We start from the raw sequence: 16,660 nt of genomic DNA on the forward strand, positions 1-16,660 counted from the left end.
GGGCTTGTTCCAGTGAATCTTGGATTAGTTGTCGGGGTGTTCACTCGCTACCGAATCGGCGGCGTCCACGTCGGACATGTCTTCTTCCAGAGGCGCGTCGTCGTCCGATGGCAGAGGCACCTCGGGCTGGCGCCTGGGGTCATGCCCGGTTTCGTTGTCTGTACCACGCGTTACGCCCTGCTGGGATACGTTTCCAGGGGCCTTCTCGTCAATTTCCATGCTGGCTCTCCGTTGTGGCGCGCGGGATGTCCGTGCTTGAACATAAGAAACCCCACGGCAAGGCGAGTGCCGGGAGATGGACGAACGGTTATGTGCTGCGGTTTTTCGGGCGAGTCACTTTAAAAAGGATCTCTTCTTCGCCCTCGCCCTGGAACAACTCCTTGGCAATCACGCGGTTATCCAGCAGCTCTTGTGCCTTCTCCCACGACAGTTTGACTATCGCCTGTTTTTTGCCAGTCACCACGTACACCACGTCCATGCCCTCATTGGCGACAGCCGCCAAATAATCAGCGCGGGGCAGTGTTTCCCCAAGTTCGTACTGTTGCTGCTCAATCGGCGTGACGCCACCAATGTGAGCCAGGCGCTGAACGGTCAGCCCCATGCGTTGCCGTTCGTTTTTCAGTCTACGACCAATTTCTTTCATCGCAAGCCTCTGCTCTGATGTCCAAAGTGCACCCGTCCGACCGGGCCCGTCTCTTCAATGGAGAAACATCGTGGCCAGAAATTCAATTTTCCTCATGGAACACATTCACAGGAAGCAGCAATAGCCGGAATGCGCGTTATCAGCTGGCCTTCACACGACCGAACCGCAGCAAAGGGGTATCAAAATATTCATCCAGTTTCATTTGTTGATGGTCGGGGCTATCGCCTTAATGCTCCAACACGAACTCGTGCACTGGAGCCAATATAATGAAAAAAAAACGCCAACCGCTACTTCAGCTCAACACCTTGGCCGTGGCACTGGCACTCGCCTTCCCGGCCATCAGCTATGCAAGCGATCAGTCAGATTCAAAAGGCTTTGTTGCGGACAGCAGCTTGAATATTCTCAACCGCAACGTGTTCTGGAACCAGAACGGCAGCATCGCCCACACCCGAGACTGGAGCCAGGCGCTGATGGCGAACTACAGCTCCGGCTTCACCCAAGGCACCGTCGGCATCGGCATTGATGCGTTTGCCGACCTGGCGTTGCGCATCGACGGCAGCACCGACCGGGCCGGCGGCCCCACCATCCCTTCCGACGCCAATGGCCATCCGGATCATGGCTACGCCAAGGCCGGCGGTGACGTCAAGTTCCGTATCTCCAATACCACCCTCAAGGTCGGTGACCTGCAGCCCACGTCACCGGTGTTCGCCACCGCCGATAACTACCTGATGCCGCAGACCGCATCGGGCTTCCAGATCGACAGCCACGAAATCACCGGCCTGAACCTGGAGGCCGGGCATTACACCTCCGGCACCGGTAACACCACCACCTCACGCAGCGGCGACATTCTCGCCAGCTATGCCGGTGTGGGGGCGGCGTCGGCCAGCTTCGCGGGTGGCAAGTACCAGTTCAGCAAGGAATTCACCGCGTCGCTGTACGGGGCGCACCTGGAAGACGTTTGGAACCAGTACTACGTCAACTTGAACCTTGTTCATCCATTGGCCGATAACCAGTCCGTCGCGCTGGACTTCAACCTCTACCGCACACTGGACGACGGCAGCGCCAAGGCCGGGACCATCGACACCACCGCAGCCTCGCTGGCGGCGGCCTACACCCTGGGCGCGCAGACCTTCACCCTCGCCGGACAGAAGGTCCATGGTGACGAGCCATTCGACTATGTCGGCTTTGGCGGCACCAACGCCGGTGTCGGTGCCGGCCGCTACGGCAACTCGATCAACCTCGCCGACTCAGTGCAGTACTCTGATTTCAACGGCCCGGGCGAGAGGTCCTGGCAGATGCGCTATGACCTGGACATGAGCACCTTTGGCGCCCCCGGCCTGAGCTTCATGGCCCGCCATATTCGCGGTGCCGGTATCGATGGAACGCATACTCCCGGCAATTCGGCCTACACCGGTTTCTATGGTGCCAACGACCAGGAACACGAAACCGACGCCGAGGTGAAATACGTCGTGCAGAGCGGCCCGGCCAAGAAGTTGAGCTTTCGCCTGCGAGAGGCTTGGCACGATGGCGATGCGAACACCGGGGGGCACCTGGTGCAGACGCGCCTGATTACCGAGTACCCGCTGAACATCTTCTAAACAGAGGGTGTGTCCGGTTGCTGGATCAGCCGGGCGCTGTGCGCGTGTCACGGGGCCCGGCTTCGTCGTGCTGTGCGTTCTCGTGGCGGTGTGCGAGCTGATCGCGCTGAACCATTTCCTTGGGCGCACGGGATAGTCGCGAACTCCTGAACCCCAGAAACGCAAAAGCCCCGCAATAGCGGGGCTTTTCAAGGTAGTTGTCGTGCCTCCCGTCTTGCTACCCCAAAGCGCAACGTAGCAGTACTTCATGCGCCGTATAGCCCGCATCCAGCAACGCAAACGACAAACCTGGCTCGCACTGCCGGCCAGCGGAATAGAAGAGGTAGGCCATGGCCAAGACTGTGCAGGAGCGCTCGGCGAAAACCGCAAGGAAGCGCGTGGCACTTGCCGAAGAAGAATTGAGGCTCAGGGTTCGCCTCGGACCCCGGCAGGCCCTGGCCGACCTGATAGAGTGGTCAGGCATTACTGAGCAGGACGAGGCGATGACGCTGATGATTCATCACCTACACGCGATGGGTTCAGCGAAATGCCAGCCGCTGCTGAATCCACCGCGCCACGAAATCGAGATATCGGAAAACGTGGCGCGGGAATTCCTCAATAAAAGCCTGCTCGCCATCCAGAAAGACCCGGGCGACGATATTATCGAGCCATCTATTTAACTGATGTCGAAGGCGTTTCGTTGGCAACAGAATCCGCAACATCTGCCGGCTGCCCGGTCTCCACGTCACGAATCTCATATCTCCACCATGACAGCGAAGAGATCCCATAGAGACCATAAGTACGGCCGCCCACGAGATCAACGGTCATTTCAATCGGAGCAGTTTGCTGTTCAGCGGTAATAAATTTACGAACTTGAATCTTATGCCTGCCTGCACCCAGTCGGTATTCGCTTTGGCGGCTCAACCAATATAGGGTTTGATCGTCGTCAATCTTAAATATTGTCAAAGATTTATCGAACTGCTGAATCGTAGCGATTTCGGAGTTTGATTTTCCTTCTGCACTTTTGTGTTCGTAATGAATACACCCGGTCAGCGTGAAGCTGAACAAAATCATTGCTATAAAGCGCCAAAAAATCTCGTGTCGCATCAATGCTCCTTATAGGCTCAAATCCAAGGTGTGGATCGATACCTTATCCTTTTCCAAAATCCCATCCTACTCGCAGCATCCGGTAACGGTCGGGCACGGCTGGGTGAAATTGGCACTTTGGGATGTAGCTAGACCTTCACTGCGCTCTTGATAATCCAAACACCAAACAGAACAAACACTGCTGATTTAGCCACGTCGAACAGAGAATCTCTTCCAGCAAACAACTCGAAAGCCGAAAATAGTAGTGAGATCGTCCCTACTACCACCAAACCATAACCAACCGGGCGCACGTACTTGGGGAACATCTATTCATCTCCATGATAAAACAGAAATTGTAAATTTTCCCGCCCAGTAACGCCATCAATCATTCCGCCTTCATCCGATATCACGGAGGGCGGCGCTTGACTGGAGATAATTCATGAACGACCAGTTCTACCTGCAAGACAGTCGCAGCCACGCCTACGTCGGCGATGGATTGTCCTTCTGCGGCTTTGGCGGCTCTGGATATGTCACCGACCTGGCCAAGGCCCAGGTGTTCACCCGGGACGGCGCTTGCGATCACCGCGACACTGACATCCCGTGGCCCAAGGCCTACGTCGATGCCCGGGCGCGTATTGGTGTCGACTGCCAGCGTGTGACGTTGAGCGAGGCGCTGGACCAACACCCCGACGCAGCCGAGTTTTACATCCAGAAGCCGCAGTGCTGGAACGGCAACAACCTGATTTGGCTTTGCGAAGATGGCGTGTTCACAAGCGACCTTTCCAAGGCTGTGGTGGTGCCGAGGGCCCACACCGCCACCTGGATCGGCAAGCTCGGCCAATCAGGCGCGGTGGTCTGGCCCAAGCCCTACATCGACGCGCATAGCCGCAGTTTGGTCGAACACGATGACGTGAACATCAAGGAAGCCCTGCGCGGTACCGGAATCAAGTTGGCCAAGCCGAAGAAGCCAAAAAAGATGATGTTCAATTGCGACGGCTGCGGCCGTTTCATCAGTGACGAGCAACGCTACCGCGAAGACTGCCGGAACTGCGGGGCGAGCAACACTCCTTGATCCGGCTCCATGCCGGTCACCCGTAATACCCCATATCAACGAATTGCGCCATCAGCAGAGTCAGGAAAAGCCTTATGGAAATCGTCTGCCAAGGACAGCAAATCGTTTGACTTGGACATATCAGAACCCAAAATTATAGTATTAGTTTCCGCCTGTTCAAAAACCGCTTTGAATTCCGGCGCGGGATTTTTTCCAACTATAAATTTAAAGAAAATCCCGAGAACGTCAAACTCGTGCAGGCAACACCCAGCCTCCTCAATACAGGCTGGAAACCTCAACAACCTATGAAGATTATAGTTAGTGTTGAGGGTTACAATTAATCAAACGTCTTTGATGGCATCAGTATTGCCAAGAAGATAATCTTTAAATCTACCTTCATACAATCGCCCCAGCGTTCCTTTATGTATGGATGGATGTGATCCCCAATCCCAAACGTTGGAACGCCAAACAACGCTTGCACCGAAGTAAAACAGACTTTCTAAAATATCCGCTTTGATTTCAACAGGGTTGAAGAGAGAGAAATTTGGGCTTGACTGGGTTGATACACTCGACAAAAGCTGCTCCAACAATGGGAAATTAGTGTGAGTCGCCCACATTTTGGATACTGGCCCCTCCCCTCGCTTAGAGAATATTCCCGTCTAGAGAGTAGATAAGCGGGGCAGTGATCGTAATCGGGCCATCTTTCATTAAATCGGCTGGTGGTTTTGGCAGTGGCTGGGCGCGACGGATTAACTCTAAAGTGGCCGCGTCCAAGTCCACATTGCCTGAACTTTGTATCAGCTCATAAGAAACGACATTCCCGTCGCCATCTATCGTGAAACGCAGTTGGTTTGTGCCTTCAACCCCGGCCAATTGTGAGGCGATCGGGTAACTTTTGAATTTATTCAAATGAGCCACAAGCCCTGCGCTCAGTGCTTTTTCTTGTTCGGCAGTCGAAGAGCAACCAGAGATTGCTCCGAGAAAAACAAAGGCAAAAGCAGTGGTTAGAAAAAATTTAAGCATTTAAATATCTCGCTAAATGGCGGGGCGATTCTCGCATATGGCTGTTTTTAGCCTATCAGGACACTCAACTGCCCAGCAATAAAAGCACAGCTTCAACGAAGCTGGATGACCTGTCCTCCCCTCCCTCGCCTCTACCCGTCAGCACTCACCCCGCGCCCATCGGCAACCAGCGGGAGGCATGAGTGTTGACGAATACAGGTGAACCAACGAATGGAGAGAGTCATGGAAACGAAGCACACGCCCGGACCCTGGTATGTCCAGGACGACCATGGCAGGCGCTACATCGAGACAGACGGCAATGACGACACTATTGCGGAGATTCATCGGCGCCGTCGCAAGGGCAGCGTCTATAGCTGTGCTGAGGCAGGTGCAAACGCAAGCCTTATCGCCGCAGCGCCCGAGCTTCTGGCATCCCTGCAAGCCTTCGATCGCATCAGCGACATCTGGTTGCCGTCCACGGCAAGCGAAGAGCATGAGGGCGAAATGCAGGCCTTGCATCAAGCGCGAAACGACATGCTCGCCGCGATCGCCAAAGCTACCGCCTAACCCCAAACACTGGAGGTCGCCATGGCCCGCACCTACGAATATTGGACGGTCAGTGATGGAGAGGACATTGCCATCAACCTGACCGTCGCATATTTCTCGGCCCGAAAAGGAAACTTCAGCTCCCAAGCCGCCGACCCCGATGAGTACTTCGGGCATTGCGAAGTCAATTGGGAATCGAAAGACGACACCAGCTTCATGACTGAATCCGAGATCGCCTCGATGGAAGAATGGCTTGTAAACGAGCATTCCGAGTATCTGGCCGATCAGGACTACTTCGACTAACTCGCCACTCTGGAGGCGACCATGAACGCAGCATTGAAGATATGCCAGGAGCGTTACGACGCTCAGTTGCCTCCAGAGGTAAGCGAGAGTGACGAGGTGACGGACTGGCTTGAGCATTCGGCGGAGCGCCTGGTGTGCGGCGTCGACATCAAGTGGAAGCGCCGCTACGGCCAGCCGCAGGTGGTGACGTTCGATCGGTTCTGTACCTACCTGCAGGGCCACCTGAACCAGCGCCAGATCGACGGACTGGATGAGCGTGACTCGTTCGCCCGACTGTTCCTGTCTTCGATCCTCGGTAGCCAGAGCGAAGGAAAGACGCACGCGGCCGATTTGATCGGTCAGCAGCGCCCCATGGAAGCCGCCGAGCGGAACGCCATGGACCTTCTTAGGCCCTACGCAGCCGATGCCGTAGCGGCGGAGCGCGAAGAGCTGGAAGACGACGTGGATGCTGGTCTATGAGCCCGCACATCCTGATCGATGAGGCACTTGAAGCGATTGAGCATCCCAGCAGCGAGCCAGGCGCCCAAGCCGTCGTGGTGCGGATGATCACCAGCATGCTCACCGGCGACGCAATCACCGTCGAAGAATTCAACCACTACTGCCAGCGCCTGCTGAAAATCACCAGGCATCGCAAGGAGGCTGCATGACCACTCCAATAGTGAAATCGCTGGCTGATGAGCAGCTCGACGATATCGAGCGCCGCATCGCCATCTTGGGCTTCGGCCTTCCCTTCAACGAATTGATCGGCCGCAAGCGTGGAGACCTGGTGCGGGATCTACCGCAACGCTTGGCGCCGACAATGAAGGGTGGCCGGATTGCGGTGAGGGTTCGGCCGTGACCGCCCACCAGCGGCACCGGCGTCGCGCCATCCGCTGTTTATCGGCCATCGTTGGCCTGACCTTCCTCACCATCGTTTTCTTGGGACCCGCCATCGGCGGCCTGATCACTCAATAGGTAAACACCATGCAGAAGCACACCCCAGCACCGTGGACCGTCCGTGAGGTGGCGCATAGCAATGTGCCCGGCCAGCGCGCTTTCGCCATCGACTTCAACGAAGACCAAGAGCAGGTCGTCGATTGGGTCTACGAAGAAGCTGACGCCAAGCTGATCGCCCAGGCGCCAGGACTTCTGGCTGATCTGATTGTGGCCGCAGGAACGCTGCGTCACTACGAGGCGCTGCATCGCGCCAAGGGCACCATCGAAAGCACAGAGAAAGCCGAGGTGAACGCCGGGCTTGCTACACGCTTTGAGCAAACCATCGCCAAAGCCACTCAATAACCCCCTTCACAGCGCCCCTCTCCGGTGGCGCGGAGAGATAGTCATGTCCGATAAAAACATGCAGATCTGGAACCAGGTCAGCAAGACTGACACCAACCATACGAAAGCGGCGAAGGTCGGCGGGCAAAACATCACCAGCCTCAACGGCACGGCGATGATCATGAAGGCCACCGAAATCTTCGGCCCTGTTGGTATTGGGTTCGGGTGGAAAGTTACCGAAGAACGCTTCGACGAAGGCTCTGAAATGGTCAGTGGCGAAGGCGACAAGCGCATCGTGCTAGGTCGAGAACTCAACCACACCATCAAAATCAGCTTCTGGTTTGAGCTGGAGGGTAAGCGCGGCGAGATCGAGCAGTACGGGTGTACCCGCTACCTCTACAAATCCACCTACGGCACAACCACCGACGGTGAAGCGCCGAAAAAATCGCTGACCGATGCCATCAAGAAGTCCCTGTCGATGCTCGGTTTCAGCGCTGACGTGTTCCTGGGCTTGTTCGACGACGCTGGGTACGTTGAACAGCTCAAAGGTGAAGAGGCCATTGCCAGCGCTGACGACAAAGACGCCGAAATACTGCGACAGAAACAGGAGCGAGTGGACTGGCTCGCTTCGGCGGTCGAGACCATCGGAAAATCCGTCACTGTGTACGAACTCAAAACCTTGAACGTGAAATACATCCGCGAAGCTACTCGTCGCAATGAGCCCGCGTTCATCGCGCGTATCACTCGCGCATTCGAAGAGCGCAAGGCCAGCCTTGAGAAAGGCTCGGAGGCAGCAGCATGACGCAACTCTACGCACTGACTGGCAAGCTCGCCGAACTCCAGGCTATGGCCGACACCGATGACGAGGGTCTGAAAGAGGCCTTGCAGCACGCCATGGACGAGGTTCAAGGCGACTTCAACATCAAGGCCGACAACATCGTCATGTTACGCCGGAACATCGAAAGTGACGTGACGGCCATCGACAATGAGATCGAGCGCCTGGCCGAACTCAAGCGGATCAAGTCCAACAGCGTGTCGCAGATCAGTGACTACCTGCGCCGTAACATGGAAGCTGCCAACATCAAGTCGATCAAGCGTCCGCTCTTTACCATCACGCTGGCCATGGGCAGCGAGCGAGTGATTGTGGACAACGAAGACGCGGTGCCGGATGAACTGACCACTGTGAAGTCGAGCATTGCTCCGGACAAAAAGGCCATTGCCGCCAAGCTCAAGGAGATCCGCGAGCATAACGAGACGGTCCGTAAGCGCATGGCCGCTGGCGAAGATGCCGAGCATGAGCTGATCGAAGAGCCGAAATGGGCTCACCTAGAGCGCGGCGACAGTTCAATCCGCATCAAGTGAGGTAATCATGATCAGCAACCACCTCAACCTGGTTGAGCAGCAGCGTCAGCACGCCGACTCAATATCGGAGCGCACCGTACAGTTCCTGGCGGCCGGCGGAACGATCTACCTGGGCGAAAGCCCGGCGATCAACCCGCCACCGCCGAAGCGCTCCAACAAGATCGATCCCGAAACCATCCTCAAGCGCCGCAAGCCCCTGATCTCAAGGGCTGAGCGTAACGCGCTGCGCAAACTCGCGGAGGCATTATGAGCAAACGCAAGCCGCATAACCTGCAGGCGCGCATCTCCCGGTCGTGCCGCTCGCTGTTGGCAGCCAATCACGTCGCCGTCGTGAACATCGACCCCAGCGGCCGCCAGGGCATGATCAATTACAAGTCGCTGAAGAACATCGCGCCGGGGAAGATCGGCCAGGCCGTCTGCGGCATTCCCCACCGGTGGACGATCTACCTCAGCGCCCTCTGCATCGACGCCCGCGGCGACCGCTACAGCAAATCGGTGGAGGTGGCGCCCGATGGCGTTTACCTCTCCGACCACCTAGAAGACGTGATCGAGCATTGCTACAAGAAGCTGCGCGACGAGGCCAATCAAAGCCAGGTGGTGGCGTCGGGCTGGATTGCTATCCCTGAAGCGATATCTCTGGACGAGGCACACGCCGCGCGGATCTTCGAAGCCGTGGGCGCCTGGCGCCAGGTCAAGGTCGATTCATGCACCGCATAGCGCGTATCACGATGCAGTATTTCATTTGTCCAGATTCAGTAGTTCCTGCATCCGTTCGCCTAGTATTCCTCGCAACCACGCAGCGTGAAACTCCATTTCTTCCAGAGAAGTACCCTCAGCCAATCGATACACGAACTCCTTGTCCCTCGGACCCTGACACACGACGCTAAAATAGCCATCGCGGTCATAACTGGCGAGCACGTAAGGGCAGATACAAATAATGTCGCTAAATGGCACCTGCACTTCGGTGGGCTTACGACCGCGACGGGTGACCGTGAGGGTAAGCAGTTGCTGGTTTTCGTCGAACGTGAAGGCCAGCACTCTAGCCGCAGAGAAGATCCACGCGAAGACCAGCCCCATGAGCACAACAGAACCACACAGGAGCTGGATGAGCAACGCCGTCGTGAGGCTAGACCCATCGCTGCTCGGTTCACCTGACATCGTTTCGAACCCGAGAAGGAGCAGTATCGTCAGCACTAAGCCCGGCAACAACACAAGCACCACAAAGGAGAAACCCAGAATGGCCCCACCCGTGCTGCCAATGGTCAGTAAGCCCGGGCCGCGATGCCAAACAGGGGGGTGGGCGGCGAAGCGTTCAGTGCTTGACGTGACTAGAGGCGTTGCGACGCGGTGAGGTGGACTTTGACGATTCATCTAGCAGGCTCCAGGGGTGCTGCGTAGAAAGTACCATTACTGCAAGACAGTCTGACCAAGAGGCATCGGGCTTTTTCACGCCTTCCCCGGTGTCCACCAGCAGACATCAGGCAATCAGCGCGCTAACGAATAGACGCACACCGCCATAGGAGAGGTAGTCATGGCCAAATCAGTGCAGGAACGATCGGCCAAAACTGCCAGGAAGCGTGTGGCGAATGCCGAAGAGGAATTGAGGCTCAGGGTTCGCCCCGGCACCCGCCAGGCGCTGGCCGACCTGATGGAGTGGTCAGGCATTACTGAGCAGGGCGAGGCGATGACGCTGATGATTCATCATCTTCATGACCTTGGCTCGAAGTCCAAAGCGCTACTCGAACCGCCGCGCCACGAATTCGAGATATCCGAAAACGTGGCGCGGGAGTTTCGCAATAAAAGCCTGCTCGCCATACAGAGAGACCCGGGCGACGAGATCATCGAGCCCGCATAACCCACCCTACTCGCTGCATCCGACAAGTGAGGGGCAGCGTTATTTTACGAAAGTCTGAAAGCCATGAGTTGGACGAGACGGAAACGGGCGGTAAGCGGCAAGATTTTCATTAAGGTAGTTCGCGATCTCTTTTGCCTTCGCCATATCAGTTCCAGGCTTTAGGTCAAAAGCCGGCGGCTCATCTTGGAGGCCCGGGATCTGGTCCAGGAACTCCATATGCAGATAGAGCACGTCATCGGCTGTTTCCTTGACGGTAAAAACGATTCGAGTTTTGTGGCTCATCGTGCTTCTCCTTGATCCGGCTCCATGCCGGTACCCCGTAATACTCCAACCCAAACCAAATTGCCACTACCGGTAACGTAGGGCGGCACAACCGGCCATTCATCCGGCCTTTTCGTAAACACCATCTAGTATTTCTTGCATACGAGGTACGAACATCGCCTTGACCTCTTCAACATCTTCAAATTCATTAACCGAGAGTGCGAGAGCTAAGACCTTGAAAGCTGCTACCTTCTTCCGCGCTTCGTCGGCCCTTGCTCTGTAAGACGCGGCCACAGTAATGCTGTTAAAAATAGAGCTACCATCCGAGCCAGCCTTTTCAGCTGCAGCCAACTTCTCATTGGACTCAAGTCTAAACTCGGAGCTAAAACTTTCCACAACATTGAGAATTGTCGCCTGATAGGCTTGGACTCTAGCCCTATTTGCTTCCGACTTTGCATGCAGCAGTTGCTCATCCTGCTTTAGCGCTGCGGCACGCTGAAGCGCCATCAGTTCAGTAAACTCCTTTTTTTGAGTCTCTAAAATATCGCGCTGCATATATACAGTTTTAAGCACCGCGAGCAGCGTTACGAAAGAGACTAAGGGGCCGAATACCCCTCCGATATATCCCCCGAAGTTAGACCACTCGCTGGAAGTTACAGCCAGGCCACCTCCAAATTGGAACCTATATAAAAGAACTGCAACAAGAACCGACAATGCCACACCGAAGACTGAAAACAATAGAAAAATCAGATACATATCTCGTGCACTTCGCTGGACATTTACCATGCAATTCTTTCCCTAAAAACATTTAGACCAATCTTCCTCTACTTTAACGAATCACGCCAGCCGGCGAGGATCCCCTATGTCTGCACAACAGAAGAAACACCCCTTCGATTTCAAAACCCAATACGGACTCGGCTTCAACCCTCAGGACGATGAGATCGTTGTAGACTTCTTCTGTGGCGGTGGTGGCGCCGGTACCGGGTTGGAAATGGGTCTGGGCCGCACGGTGAACGTGGCGAAGAACCACAGCCCGCAAGCGATCAGCATGCACACCGTGAATCACCCCGGCGCACAGCACTTCACTACCGACGTGTTCGAGGGTGATCCAGACACCGAGTGTGCCGGCAAGGCCGTCGGCTGGTTCCACATGTCGCCGGACTGCACGCACCACTCCCAAGCGGCCGGCGGCCAGCCGCGCAAGCGCGAGATCCGCAACCTGTCGTGGATCGGGCTCAAGTGGGCGGGTATGAAACGGCCCCGGGTAATCAGCCTGGAGAACGTGAAGCAGATCCTGCAGTGGGGCCGACTGATCGCCAAGCGCGACAAGGCCACCGGGCGCGTGGTGAAGCTGGACGGCAATATCGCGGCACCTGGCGAGGTCGTGCCGGTGGGCCAGCAGTTCCTGATCCCTGACCCGAAGCAGCGCGGCCGCACCTGGCGCCGCTTCGTCGCCCTCCTGGAAGGCATGGGTTATTTCGTTGAGTGGAAGGTGATCAAGGCGTGCGACTTCGGCGCGCCGACCAGCCGGGAACGCCTGTTCATGATTGCGCGGTGCGACGGCCAGCCAATCGTGTGGCCGGAGCCAACGCATGCCAAGAACCCCGCCAAGGGCCAGAAGAAGTGGAAGACGGCAGCTGACTGCATCGACTTCAGCGACCTGGGCAAAAGCATTTTCGGTCGCAAGAAGGACCTGGCCCCGGCCACACTGCGCCGCGTTGCCAAGGGGATGAAGAAGTTCGTCATCGATAGCGCGGCGCCATTCATTGTACCGATCGCCAACTGGTCAGGCGAGACGGTGCAGTCTGCCGACGAGCCGCTGCGCACCGTAACCTCCTACCCGAAGGGCGGGGCGTTCAGCGTGGTTAGCCCGATCATCGCACCGGCAACGCACCAGGGCAGCGACCGAATCAATGACCCGCTCGACCCTCTGCCCACGGTGACGTGCGCAAATCGCGGTGAGCTTACGCTGATCAGTCCTACGCTGATCCAATCGGGCTATGGTGAGCGCCCCGGGCAGGAGCCGCGTGTGCCAGGCCTGGACCAACCACTGGGCACAGTGGTCGCCGGCGGCGTTAAGCACGCGCTGACCAGCTCTATTTTGGTGGGCGCTGGTGGGCCGGTGTACGCCGGGCACCCGGTTACAGCAGACCAGCCGGTCGGTACGCTCATGACGCGCAGTCACCGCGCGGTGGCCACCGCCTTCATGGCCCAGATGAATGGCGGTTTCAACACCACCGTCGCCAAGGACATCCGGGACCTGATGACCACTGTGACCAATACCGGCAGCCAGCAACAGCTGGTGGCGGCGATCCTGGTGCACCTGCGTGGCAACTGCGATGCCCGGAACGTAAATGATCCGCTCCACACCATCAGCGCCGGCGGCCAGCACCACGGGCTGGCCAGCGCATTCATGGAACGGGCATTCGGCGGCAGTGTTGGCCAGGGCCTGGACGATCCGGCACCGACCATCACGGCCGGAGGTGGCGGCAAAAGCTCGCTGGTGTCGCTCACCCTCTCGCCAGAGCATGAAGCCGGCGCCCTCCGCGTAGCCGCTTTCCTGATCAGCTACTACGGTACCGAGAACATCAGCGCTTGCGACTCGCCGGCGCCGACGATCACAACCAAGGACCGCCTGGCCATGGTCACCGTGATGGTAAAGGGCACGCCCTACGTGATCGTCGACATCTGCCTGCGGATGCTCAAACCCACGGAGCTGTACAAGGCCCAGGGATTCCCCGCCGACTACATCATCACCCACGGCGCCGACGGCAAGCCGTTCACCAAAACCCAGCAGGTGCACATGTGCGGCAACAGCGTAAGCCCGCCGCCGATGGCAGCACTGGCACGGGCCAATGACCCGTGGCGCAATGAGCAACGCCAAGCTGTCGCAGCGTAAATCAGAGCCATGGCACAGCCGCCATCCACTCGGCGAGGCGCAGCAATATCTGGCTCAGCACCTCAATCAAGACTTGGTACATGAGTTCAGCGATGAGTTGTTTCATGCGGTAGCGCTCCGGCTTGGTTAATGAAACCAGCATGCCGTCACGACTGCTTTTAAAGCAGATGGGAAAGTTTGTAATAAGCCTCCCTACAAGTAGAAACTTTCTCTCACACCTACCCCCCTTGACATCACATCCGGTCGTGACGACCGGCAAGGACTCCTCATGCCTACAGAAAACAAAGTCGACGCGCCTCTGCAGTTGGAGCGCTCGACGGTCACCAAGCTGGTTATCACCGGTGCACCGAACCTTGACCCGATCACCGTGTTCCTAGAGGACCTGGCCCCATGCAAGGGCAAGATCACCGTCAGTTGCTGGGGCAAGAGTTGGACGGCCTACTGGGGCGGCATGTGGGATGGTCTCAGCATCGGGCAGTTCTTTTGCAAGCTGAACACCGGCTACATCATCGGCTACTTCGACCAGGCGATGAGGCCACGGCAGTTCAGTGGTGAAGCGCTTGCGAGGGAAGCACAGCGCCTCGTCCTGAAAGAGCGCCGCCAGTTTTGTTACGACGCCGACGAGGCCCGCGAGCGGTTCGATGAGGCAGAAGATCTGCGCGACTCGCCATCGATTGAATATCTCCACGGTGCACACAGCGAGTTGATGACGAAACTGTTCGGTGATGAATGGTGGCACCTGACCAATGACGCCACCGAGCCAAACCCCGATTACGCCTACCTCGAGCGGATAATTCACGCGGTCCAGCAGGCGCTGGGCCAGGAAAAGCAGCAGGTGGCAGCATAAAGCGCATCTACCTGAGCGGCCCCATGACCGGCCTGCCCGGCCTCAACTTCGCCGCCTTCCACGCCATGACCACCAACCTGCGCACCGGCGGGCCGAGCAGACCATGGCCGTGGCGCTGAGTGTGCCCCAGCAAGTAGCAACGTAATTCAACTAGCGAGGGTGATATAACTAAGATGGCTAATATTAGCCGTCTGAATCATCCTCCTGCTTTTCAACAAAAATATCGCGAACTGCTTTCTGAAAGTGATTTTTCATCTCATTCAAACTTTCAAACTCTCCAAAAATAATTTCGTCATACAAAATCAACAATCCGATCTCTTGCTGATCAAGCTCTTTTATCTTTTTATCAGCCTTCGTGAACTCGTCTTGTCGACCTGGTGCCTTACCGTCAATTATCCATTGTGCAAACAAATCAAAGCGTTGTCTTTTTTGTTCAATCTCTCGCGTCAAACCCTCTATGTACCTGTCAAGCATGGTCAATAGCTTGTTCCGCCCGTCTTCGAAAACACGGACAGACGCTTCATCGTCTGCCTTCTGAATCTGTTTTAACTGTGACTTCAATGTCTGAATCGAAATCCGTTGCATTGCATCGAATTCATGTTGCTGTGTCTGCAAAAGCTCTCTCTGAAGCCATATAGTTCTTAATATCGCAATGAGAGTTACAAATGAAACAAGAGGCCCAAATACACCACCAATAAATGTACCAAATGCAGACCAATCATCCGTTTGATGAGAAAGCCCACCAGCGAATGCAGTGCGGTAGTAATAGATAGATAAAACCACCGCAACAACCACAACTCCAACAAGCACGATGGAAAAAGCGTCCACTGGCCTAGAGCTACCCCTAATTACCTCAAGTTCGTCGAGTTCAAAACCTTTTACCGGTTGCTGTCCTTCGCTCATAACCGCACTCCTTTTTTCTGACTCTACTTCAACAGGGGCTCCACATGCACCTATTTGCACGGCAAGCGCTTGACCGCGCCCGCAGGGTCGCCCCTGCGTCAAAGATTCCCCCGCCTGCCCTGGCGAACGAGCCGACACCGCCCGCCTCAACCATGGCGAGTACCACCGAATCGACGAACTGTCGCCCGGCGGCGTCCACACCCTCTTCATCACCAGCAAGTGGCGCGGTGACTGGGGCTTTTTGGTAAACGGCGTGAAGGTGCCATGGCGCACCTACACCGGTGCTGATGACTGAAAGTCAGAAAGGAGTACATCCGTACTCCAGCCGCAAAACCTTTAACCCCTCCCCCTTCAAAGTCAGCCGCTATAGCGGCAAGGAACTCGGCATGCCTGAAGAAAGTGAATCAAGCCTGCGCCAGCGCATCACCACGTACATGAGCGGCGCCGGCGGCTCCCGGGACAACTGGTTCTGCACCTGGTGGTTCCGGTTCCACATCGAGCCGTTCACCACCAAGCAGATCCGCCGCGAACTGGAGCTGATGAAGCGCGAAGGCCTGGTCGAGTCGGATCACAGCCAGAGCAACAACACCAAGTGGCGTCTGACCAAATACAAACCTGACGGAGTGACGCCATGATCGCCACCCTCTGGTTCGCCTACGTCTTCATCTACAAGGGGCCGAGGCCATGAAGGCCCGCATCGAGAAGAAGTTGAGCAAGCGCCTTGTGCGTCTTTGCCCGTCTGTCTATCGCCGGGCCTGGATCGACAAGGATGAGCCGTCGCGTCTGGCCTATAAGCAAAACACACGGGTGAGTCACGTCCTATCCGTCGGTGGCGGAACTGACTGGCAGGGTGATGGCGAGGACGCTTTCACCACCTGGGCTGACTGGCTGTCGCACTGGCCTTGGCATGGCCCTTTCGCGGTCTACCCGGACGGCCATGAACATCAGTTCTTCCCGAACACGGAAGGCTTCAGGCCGACCACGCGCAACCTGTTAAAGCTGGCCGCCGACTGCGAGCGCGCCTCGAAAGCCAAGCCCTAACCCCAATCCCCCTACATGCCTGCCGGT

26 protein-coding genes and 2 pseudogenes are annotated in these 16,660 nt (G+C 56.7%); 19 read left to right on the forward strand and 9 right to left on the reverse strand.

The window, feature by feature from the left end:
• Positions 1-24: 24 nt before the first annotated feature.
• Positions 25-219, reverse strand: a complete 195-nt coding sequence (locus RGV33_RS20560; protein WP_322145875.1) for a hypothetical protein — start codon at positions 217-219, stop codon at positions 25-27.
• Between the two features lie 88 nt (positions 220-307).
• A complete protein-coding gene (locus RGV33_RS20565) occupies positions 308-643 on the reverse strand; it encodes a helix-turn-helix domain-containing protein (RefSeq protein ID WP_322145876.1) in 336 nt (111 codons plus the stop codon).
• Between the two features lie 266 nt (positions 644-909).
• On the opposite strand from RGV33_RS20565, the gene RGV33_RS20570 reads away from it, so the two are divergent.
• Entirely contained in the window at positions 910-2,241 is a 1,332-nt protein-coding gene (locus RGV33_RS20570; protein WP_322145877.1) for an OprD family porin, read from the forward strand.
• Between the two features lie 329 nt (positions 2,242-2,570).
• The gene (locus RGV33_RS20575) at positions 2,571-2,900 is read left to right on the forward strand and encodes a hypothetical protein (RefSeq protein WP_322145878.1); all 330 of its coding nucleotides are present in this window, start codon (positions 2,571-2,573) and stop codon (positions 2,898-2,900) included.
• On the opposite strand, the gene RGV33_RS20580 is transcribed toward RGV33_RS20575, so the two are convergent.
• Positions 2,893-3,327 (reverse strand): hypothetical protein, encoded by a 435-nt coding sequence (locus tag RGV33_RS20580; RefSeq protein ID WP_322145879.1) that lies wholly within the window; start codon positions 3,325-3,327, stop codon positions 2,893-2,895. The genes RGV33_RS20575 and RGV33_RS20580 overlap by 8 nt on opposite strands.
• Positions 3,328-3,745: 418 nt before the next feature.
• Between RGV33_RS20580 and RGV33_RS20585 the strand changes: the two genes are divergently transcribed.
• Entirely contained in the window at positions 3,746-4,378 is a 633-nt protein-coding gene (locus tag RGV33_RS20585; RefSeq protein WP_322145880.1) for a hypothetical protein, read from the forward strand.
• 320 nt (positions 4,379-4,698) lie between these two features.
• On the opposite strand, the gene RGV33_RS20590 is transcribed toward RGV33_RS20585, so the two are convergent.
• Together RGV33_RS20590 and RGV33_RS20595 are read right to left on the reverse strand one after the other, a co-directional pair.
• On the reverse strand, positions 4,699-4,974 hold the full coding sequence (locus RGV33_RS20590) for a hypothetical protein (protein ID WP_322145881.1): 276 nt from the start codon (positions 4,972-4,974) through the stop codon (positions 4,699-4,701).
• 25 nt (positions 4,975-4,999) lie between these two features.
• Positions 5,000-5,278, reverse strand: a pseudogene (locus tag RGV33_RS20595) (energy transducer TonB family protein); the annotation flags it as partial.
• A 324-nt stretch (positions 5,279-5,602) separates the two neighbouring features.
• Between RGV33_RS20595 and RGV33_RS20600 the strand changes: the two are divergent.
• The 10 genes from RGV33_RS20600 to RGV33_RS20645 all read left to right on the forward strand — a co-directional run bounded on the left by RGV33_RS20600 (position 5,603) and on the right by RGV33_RS20645 (position 9,544).
• The gene (locus RGV33_RS20600; protein WP_322145882.1) at positions 5,603-5,926 is read left to right on the forward strand and encodes a hypothetical protein; all 324 of its coding nucleotides are present in this window, start codon (positions 5,603-5,605) and stop codon (positions 5,924-5,926) included.
• A 21-nt stretch (positions 5,927-5,947) separates the two neighbouring features.
• A complete protein-coding gene (locus RGV33_RS20605; RefSeq protein WP_322145883.1) occupies positions 5,948-6,208 on the forward strand; it encodes a hypothetical protein in 261 nt (86 codons plus the stop codon).
• 21 nt (positions 6,209-6,229) lie between these two features.
• On the forward strand, positions 6,230-6,667 hold the full coding sequence (locus RGV33_RS20610; protein WP_322145884.1) for a hypothetical protein: 438 nt from the start codon (positions 6,230-6,232) through the stop codon (positions 6,665-6,667).
• The gene (locus RGV33_RS20615) at positions 6,664-6,855 is read left to right on the forward strand and encodes a hypothetical protein (RefSeq protein ID WP_322145885.1); all 192 of its coding nucleotides are present in this window, start codon (positions 6,664-6,666) and stop codon (positions 6,853-6,855) included. The genes RGV33_RS20610 and RGV33_RS20615 overlap by 4 nt, the downstream gene beginning before the upstream one ends.
• Positions 6,852-7,046, forward strand: a complete 195-nt coding sequence (locus tag RGV33_RS20620; RefSeq protein WP_322145886.1) for a hypothetical protein — start codon at positions 6,852-6,854, stop codon at positions 7,044-7,046. Before RGV33_RS20615 ends, RGV33_RS20620 begins: the two co-directional genes overlap by 4 nt.
• Before the next feature lie 125 nt (positions 7,047-7,171).
• Complete coding sequence (locus RGV33_RS20625) at positions 7,172-7,486, forward strand: hypothetical protein (RefSeq protein ID WP_322145887.1); 315 nt, start codon at positions 7,172-7,174, stop codon at positions 7,484-7,486.
• Positions 7,487-7,529: 43 nt separating this feature from the next.
• Positions 7,530-8,267, forward strand: coding sequence for a hypothetical protein (locus tag RGV33_RS20630; protein ID WP_322145888.1), 738 nt, complete (start codon positions 7,530-7,532; stop codon positions 8,265-8,267).
• Positions 8,264-8,827, forward strand: a complete 564-nt coding sequence (locus RGV33_RS20635) for a siphovirus Gp157 family protein (protein WP_322145889.1) — start codon at positions 8,264-8,266, stop codon at positions 8,825-8,827. Before RGV33_RS20630 ends, RGV33_RS20635 begins: the two co-directional genes overlap by 4 nt.
• 7 nt (positions 8,828-8,834) lie before the next feature.
• Positions 8,835-9,077: a hypothetical protein gene (locus tag RGV33_RS20640; protein WP_322145890.1), complete on the forward strand. Its 243-nt coding sequence runs from the start codon at positions 8,835-8,837 to the stop codon at positions 9,075-9,077.
• Positions 9,074-9,544 carry a hypothetical protein gene (locus tag RGV33_RS20645; RefSeq protein ID WP_322145891.1) on the forward strand — a complete coding sequence of 157 codons (471 nt, stop codon included), beginning with the start codon at positions 9,074-9,076 and terminating at the stop codon, positions 9,542-9,544. Before RGV33_RS20640 ends, RGV33_RS20645 begins: the two co-directional genes overlap by 4 nt.
• Positions 9,545-9,565: 21 nt before the next feature.
• Here the strand turns inward: RGV33_RS20645 and RGV33_RS20650 are convergent, their stop codons facing one another.
• On the reverse strand, positions 9,566-10,198 hold the full coding sequence (locus RGV33_RS20650) for a hypothetical protein (RefSeq protein ID WP_322145892.1): 633 nt from the start codon (positions 10,196-10,198) through the stop codon (positions 9,566-9,568).
• Positions 10,199-10,358: 160 nt separating this feature from the next.
• Between RGV33_RS20650 and RGV33_RS20655 the strand changes: the two genes are divergently transcribed.
• Positions 10,359-10,682, forward strand: coding sequence for a hypothetical protein (locus tag RGV33_RS20655; RefSeq protein WP_322145893.1), 324 nt, complete (start codon positions 10,359-10,361; stop codon positions 10,680-10,682).
• 39 nt (positions 10,683-10,721) lie between these two features.
• On the opposite strand, the gene RGV33_RS20660 is transcribed toward RGV33_RS20655, so the two are convergent.
• Positions 10,722-10,964, reverse strand: coding sequence for a hypothetical protein (locus tag RGV33_RS20660; RefSeq protein ID WP_322145894.1), 243 nt, complete (start codon positions 10,962-10,964; stop codon positions 10,722-10,724).
• A 99-nt stretch (positions 10,965-11,063) separates the two neighbouring features.
• Complete coding sequence (locus tag RGV33_RS20665; protein ID WP_322145895.1) at positions 11,064-11,699, reverse strand: hypothetical protein; 636 nt, start codon at positions 11,697-11,699, stop codon at positions 11,064-11,066.
• A gap of 106 nt (positions 11,700-11,805) precedes the next feature.
• Here RGV33_RS20665 and RGV33_RS20670 point away from each other — a divergent pair, with 106 nt between their 5' ends.
• The 3 genes and pseudogenes from RGV33_RS20670 to RGV33_RS20680 all read left to right on the forward strand — a co-directional run.
• Positions 11,806-13,842, forward strand: coding sequence for a DNA cytosine methyltransferase (locus RGV33_RS20670; protein WP_322145896.1), 2,037 nt, complete (start codon positions 11,806-11,808; stop codon positions 13,840-13,842).
• A gap of 268 nt (positions 13,843-14,110) precedes the next feature.
• Positions 14,111-14,689, forward strand: a complete 579-nt coding sequence (locus tag RGV33_RS20675) for a hypothetical protein (protein ID WP_322145897.1) — start codon at positions 14,111-14,113, stop codon at positions 14,687-14,689.
• Positions 14,686-14,781: pseudogene (locus RGV33_RS20680) on the forward strand (DUF4406 domain-containing protein); the annotation flags it as partial. The gene RGV33_RS20675 and the pseudogene RGV33_RS20680, both read left to right, overlap by 4 nt.
• Positions 14,782-14,872: 91 nt before the next feature.
• Here the strand turns inward: RGV33_RS20680 and RGV33_RS20685 are convergent.
• Positions 14,873-15,592 carry a hypothetical protein gene (locus RGV33_RS20685; protein ID WP_322145898.1) on the reverse strand — a complete coding sequence of 240 codons (720 nt, stop codon included), beginning with the start codon at positions 15,590-15,592 and terminating at the stop codon, positions 14,873-14,875.
• A gap of 386 nt (positions 15,593-15,978) precedes the next feature.
• On the opposite strand from RGV33_RS20685, the gene RGV33_RS20690 reads away from it, so the two are divergent.
• Together RGV33_RS20690 and RGV33_RS20695 are read left to right on the forward strand one after the other, a co-directional pair.
• A complete protein-coding gene (locus tag RGV33_RS20690) occupies positions 15,979-16,227 on the forward strand; it encodes a hypothetical protein (RefSeq protein ID WP_322145899.1) in 249 nt (82 codons plus the stop codon).
• A 49-nt stretch (positions 16,228-16,276) separates the two neighbouring features.
• Positions 16,277-16,633, forward strand: coding sequence for a hypothetical protein (locus RGV33_RS20695; RefSeq protein WP_322145900.1), 357 nt, complete (start codon positions 16,277-16,279; stop codon positions 16,631-16,633).
• The last annotated feature ends 27 nt before the right edge of the window (positions 16,634-16,660 follow it).

This window comes from Pseudomonas sp. Bout1, assembly GCF_034314165.1.
Taxonomy (GTDB): Bacteria; Pseudomonadota; Gammaproteobacteria; order Pseudomonadales; family Pseudomonadaceae; genus Aquipseudomonas.